4 protein-coding genes are annotated in these 5,237 nt (G+C 73.1%); all 4 read right to left on the reverse strand.

The window, feature by feature from the left end:
* Window positions 1–367: 367 nt before the first annotated feature.
* Window positions 368–1,210: an HAD family hydrolase gene (locus ACWEQL_RS40710; RefSeq protein WP_452156389.1), complete on the reverse strand. Its 843-nt coding sequence runs from the start codon at window positions 1,208–1,210 to the stop codon at window positions 368–370.
* A 52-nt stretch (window positions 1,211–1,262) separates the two neighbouring features.
* Window positions 1,263–2,537 (reverse strand): serine--tRNA ligase, encoded by a 1,275-nt coding sequence (serS, locus tag ACWEQL_RS40715; protein WP_452156391.1) that lies wholly within the window; start codon window positions 2,535–2,537, stop codon window positions 1,263–1,265.
* Window positions 2,538–3,073: 536 nt separating this feature from the next.
* The gene (gene pheA / locus ACWEQL_RS40720) at window positions 3,074–4,009 is read right to left on the reverse strand and encodes a prephenate dehydratase (protein WP_452156393.1); all 936 of its coding nucleotides are present in this window, start codon (window positions 4,007–4,009) and stop codon (window positions 3,074–3,076) included.
* 126 nt (window positions 4,010–4,135) lie between these two features.
* Window positions 4,136–5,237: iron uptake transporter deferrochelatase/peroxidase subunit (gene efeB, locus ACWEQL_RS40725; protein WP_452156395.1), on the reverse strand; the 1,102-nt coding region annotated here is incomplete at its 5' end.

Here is a 5,237-nt window from a genome sequence, read left to right on the forward strand (position 1 = left end):
GCCGGCACGCGGCGCCGGGACGCGCCCGCCCTGGCCGTCGGCCGGGCGGCCGGTTCGTACCGAGCTCCGCGGGGTCTCGCCCCGTCGCGGTCCGTCCACCCCCGACGGCGGGCTCTCGTCCCACTGGCCTGACATACGCGTACCTTCCGCGGAAGCAGCAATCCCTGTACGTGTCCGGTGGGAACCCCGATCCCGCCAAGAGCGCCGCGCCCATGGGCGAGGAGCTTCAGCGGAGCATACAAACTCTTACCCGACAGGTCAGCATCCGGGTGTGGCCGAACTGACTGCGGGCCCGGCGGGCCGCGGTGCCGGGCCCACGGCCGGGGCGGTACGGACCCCGTCGTCGGGCGGCTCCGGGCCCCCGCGGTCAGGCGGCGGGGTAGAGCCGTTCCAGGACGACCGCGACGCCGTCCTCGTCGTTGCCGAGGGTGACCTCGTCGGCCACCGCGAGCAGCTCCGGGTGGGCGTTGGCCATCGCGACGCCGTGCCGGGCCCAGCCGAACATCGGCACGTCGTTGGGCATGTCGCCGAAGGCGATGGTGTCGGCGCCCTTCACACCGAGGCGGCGGGCGGCGACGGCCAGGCCGGTGGCCTTGGTCAGGCCGAGCGGGAGGAGTTCGACGACCCCGGGGCCGGCCATGACGATGCCGACCAGGTCGCCGGCGACCTGCCGGGCGATGTCGGAGAGGCCGTCGTCGGTGAGGCCGCGGTGCTGGATGTAGAGCTTGCTGATCGGTGAGGCCAGCAGCTCCTCCCGGATCACCGGGACGACCGGGAGGTCGGAGCCGATCTGCAGGGCGTAGCCGGGGCCGGCCAGCACCTGGCCGTCCAGGCCGTCCTGGTTGGCGGCGACGGCCAGCGGGCCGGTCTCCGCCTCGATCTTGGCCAGGGCCAGCGCGGCGAGCCGGCGGTCCAGGGTGAGCGAGGTGAGCAGCTTGTGCGCCCCCGCGTCGTAGACCTGGGCGCCCTGGCCGCAGACCGCTATCCCGGTGTAGCCGATCTCGTCGAAGACCGGCCGGGCCCAGACGGCGGAGCGGCCGGTGACGATGATGTGCTGCGCACCGGCGGCGGTGACCGCGGCCAGGGCGGCGCGGGTGCGCGGGGAGACGGTCTCCTCCTCGTTGAGGAGGGTGCCGTCCAGGTCGGTGGCGACCAGCCGGAAGGGCAGGTCGCCACCGGGGGAGACGGGGCTGGGGCTGATGGTGCTCATGGGCCGGACGTCTCCCGGGAGTTGCTCGCGACGGCGGTCGCGCGGGCGGTGGTTACTTGACGGGTTCCAGGACGGTGCGACCGCCCAGGTACGGCCGCAGGGCCTCCGGGACCACCACCGAGCCGTCGGCCTGCTGGTGGTTCTCCAGGATCGCCACGATGGTGCGCGGGACCGCGACCAGGGTGCCGTTCAGGGTGGCCAGCGGGCGGGCCTTGCCCTCCTCGCGCATCCGGATGGCGAGGCGGCGGGCCTGGTACTCGGTGGTGTTGGAGGTCGAGGTGACCTCGCGGTACTTGCCCTGGGTCGGGATCCAGGCCTCGATGTCGAACTTGCGCGCGGCCGAGGCGCCGAGGTCGCCGGAGGCGACGTCGATCACCCGGTAGGGCAGCTCCAGGGCGTTGAGGAAGTCCTTCTCCCACTGGAGCAGCCGGCGGTGCTCGTTCTCCGCGTCCTCGGGGGTGGTGAAGACGAACATCTCCACCTTCTCGAACTGGTGGACGCGGATGATGCCGCGGGTGTCCTTGCCGTAGGTGCCGGCCTCGCGGCGGAAGCAGGACGAGTAGCCGGCGTAGCGCAGCGGCAGCTTGTCGGCCTCGATGATCTCGTCCATGTGGTACGCCGCGAGCGGGACCTCGCTGGTGCCGACGAGGTACCGGTCCTCCTCGGCGAGGTGGTACACGTTCTCGGCGGCCTGGCCGAGGAAGCCGGTGCCGTCCATGGCGGCCGGGCGGACCAGGGCCGGGGTGATCATCGGGATGAAGCCGGCCGCGGTGGCCTGGGTGATCGCCATGTTGACCAGGGCGAGCTCCAGCAGCGCGCCGACGCCGGTCAGGTAGTAGGAGCGGGCACCGGCGACCTTGGCGCCGCGCTCGGTGTCGATCGCGCCCAGGATCTGGCCCAGCTCGACGTGGTCGCGGGGCTCGAAGCCCTCGGCGGCGAAGTCGCGCGGGGTGCCGATCTCCTCCAGGGTGACGAAGTCCTCCTCGCCGCCGACCGGTGCGGCCGGGTCGATGAGGTTCGCCAGGGAGCGGAGCAGGCGCTCGGCCTCCTCCTTGGCCGCGCTCTGCTCGGCGTCGGCGGCCTTGACCTCGGCGGCCAGTTCCTTGGTGCGCTGCAGCAGGGCGGCCTTCTCGTCGCCCTTGGCCTGGGCGACCTGCTTGCCGAGCACCCGCTGCTCGCTGCGCAGTTCGTCGAAGCGACTGCCCGAGGACCGGCGCCGCTCGTCGGCGGAGAGGAGGGCGTCGACCAGGTCGACGTCCTCGCCACGGACGCGCTGCGAGGCGCGTACTCGGTCAGGGTCCTCACGGAGCAGGCGAAGGTCAATCACAGGCCAAGCGTACCGGGAGGGGCCCCCCGGGCCGGTACCGGTTATCGCCTGGGGATAACTCACGCCGTCCTGTGGATAACCCGGGTGGGGATGGGGGCGTCGGCCCGTTATCCACAGGCCGTTCCCGCCCCCTGTGGATGGTGCGATCGCCTGGTCGCACTCCGTCAAGAACTGGGGAATTCGGGTTTCAAGCCCGATTTGACCTTCTCAGGTGAGGGAATTGAAGCACTCGGACGGGTGATTTGCCGGCAGGAGGGTGACTCTGGTCCGATTAGTCATATCTGCGACGCAAACCACCGATCCGACCGATCCGTGCAGTGGCTATACCGGTTTGTCGACTCATCCCCAGGGCTGTGGATAACTCGCCGCTGTGGACAGAGCGCACTCCCTGTGGACAGCCGGCTTCCCGGAGCGGACCCGTCATCGGCCGTTCAACGGCGATCGAAGACGAAAGGGAAACCGCAGGCCTACACCCGTTTTCGGGAGGATGTCCCCGGTGCGGTCACCGACCGGGGCAGCCGGTGGCGGCGGGCCGCTCAGATGTCGCCGCGCCCGTCCAGACAGCGCGACAGCCAGTCCGAGGCCTCCGCGAAATCGGTGTCCGAGGTGCCGGGCCGCACGTGCTCGGAGACCCGGCGGTCGGCGCGCGGATAGGAGCCGAGGAAGCGCACCTGCGGGCAGATCCGCTTGAGGCCCATCAGCGCCTCGCTCACCCGCCGGTCGGCCAGGTGCCCCTCGCAGTCGATCAGGAAGCAGTAGCTGCCGAGTCCCTCGCCGGTCGGACGGGACTCGATCCGCATCAGGTTGACCCCGCGCACCGCGAACTCCTGGAGCAGCTCCAGCAGCGCGCCCGGGTGGTCGTCCGGCAGCCAGACCACCATCGAGGTCTTGTCGGCGCCGGTCGGCGAGGAGACCCGGCCGGGCCGGCCGACCAGGATGAAGCGGGTGATCGCGTTGTGCGCGTCGGCGATCTCCTTGACCAGCGGGTCGAGGCCGTAGATCGGTGCCGCGAACTCGCCCGCGAACGCGCCGTCGTAGCGGCCCTCGGCGACCAGCCGGGCGCCGTCCGCGTTGGAGGCCGCGGACTCCCAGGTGGCGTCGGGCAGGTTGGCGGCCAGCCAGCGACGCACCTGCGACTGGGCCACCGGGTGGCTGGTGACGGTCCTGACCTCGGACAGCTCGGTGCCCGGCCGCACCAGCAGCGCGAAGGTGATCGGCAGCAGCACCTCGCGGTAGATCATCAGCGGGGCGCCGGAGGCCAGCTCGTCGTTGGTCGCGGTGACCGCGCCCTCGACCGAGTTCTCGATCGGCACGAACGCGCCCGAGGCCTCGCCGACCCGTACCGTCTCCAGCACCAGCTGCACCGAGGAGAGCGGCACCAGCTCACGGGTGGCCGCCTCGGGCAGCGTCCGCAGGGCCGCCTCCGTGAAGGTGCCCGCGGGGCCGAGATAGGTGTAGCGGGTCGCCGACATGCCGCCTCCGTACGAGTGCGTGGTCTGGTCCGGGTGTCACCTTAGCCACTTCGCGTGGCCGGCACGGACCCGTTCTGCGGGATGGGACGGGGCCCGCCCGGCAGGCGCCGCCGGTGCGCGTGGTGCTCACCCCTCCAGCAGCGGCTGTCCCACGTAGCCGCCCTCCGGGGCGCCGGGCGGCACCGCGTACAGGCCGCTCGCCTCGTGGCGCAGGAAGCGGGAGAGGCCGTCGCCGCGGGCCAGCTTGCGCTGCACCGGGGTGAAGCCGCGGCGGGGGTCGGCCTGGAAGGCGAGGAAGAGCAGCCCGGCGTCCGGGGAGCCGTCCGGGAGCGCGCCGTCGTGGTACGAGAAGCCGCGCCGCAGCATCGCGGCCCCGCCGTTGGCGGCCGGCGCGGCGACCCGGACATGGGCGTCGGCGGGGATCGCCAGGGTGCCGTCCCCGGCCCGTGCGGCGAGGTCCACCGGGGTGGTCTCGCCACCGCCGGACAGCGGCGCGCCGTCCTGCTTACGCCGTCCGATCACCCGCTCCTGCCGGTCGACGGGCAGCGCCTCCCAGGTGTCCAGCAGCATCCGGATGCGCCGGAACACCACGTACGAGCCGCCGGCCAGCCAGGCCGGGTGCCCGTCGCCGGAGGCGAACACCGTGGCCTCGAAGCCCTCCTCGCCCGGCCGCGGGTTGTTGGTGCCGTCGACCTGGCCCATCAGGTTGCGTCCGGTCATCGGCCGGGCGGTGGCGCCGGGGGTGCGCGAGAAGCCGGAGCTCTGCCAGCGCAGGGCCGCGGTGCCGGCCGCCTGGCGCTGGAGCACCCGCAGCGCGTGGAAGGCCACCAGCGCGTCGTCGGCGCCGATCTGCACCCAGAGGTCGCCGTCCCCGCGCGCCGGGTCGAGGGCGTCGCCGGGGAAGGCGGGCAGCGGTTCGAGGGCGGCCGGCCGGCGGTCGGCGAGGCCCGCCTTGTCGAACACGGTGGCGCCGAGGCCGAAGGTCACGGTCAGCGAGCATGGGCCGGCGTCCAGGGCGATCTGGTTCTCCTGCTCGTCGGCCGGTTCGCCGGCGGCCAGCCGGGCCGCCGTCCGCGACCAGCGCTGCAGCAGGCCGCGCAGGCCCTCCCGGCCGGCCCCCTCGGTGAGGTCGAAGGCGGCCAGGTGCACCCGGGCCTGCTGCGGCTGGAGGATGCCGGCCTGCCGGGGCCCGTGGAACGGCACCCGGCCGGCGCCCAGCGCCCCCGGC

This window comes from Kitasatospora sp. NPDC004240 (assembly GCF_053603215.1).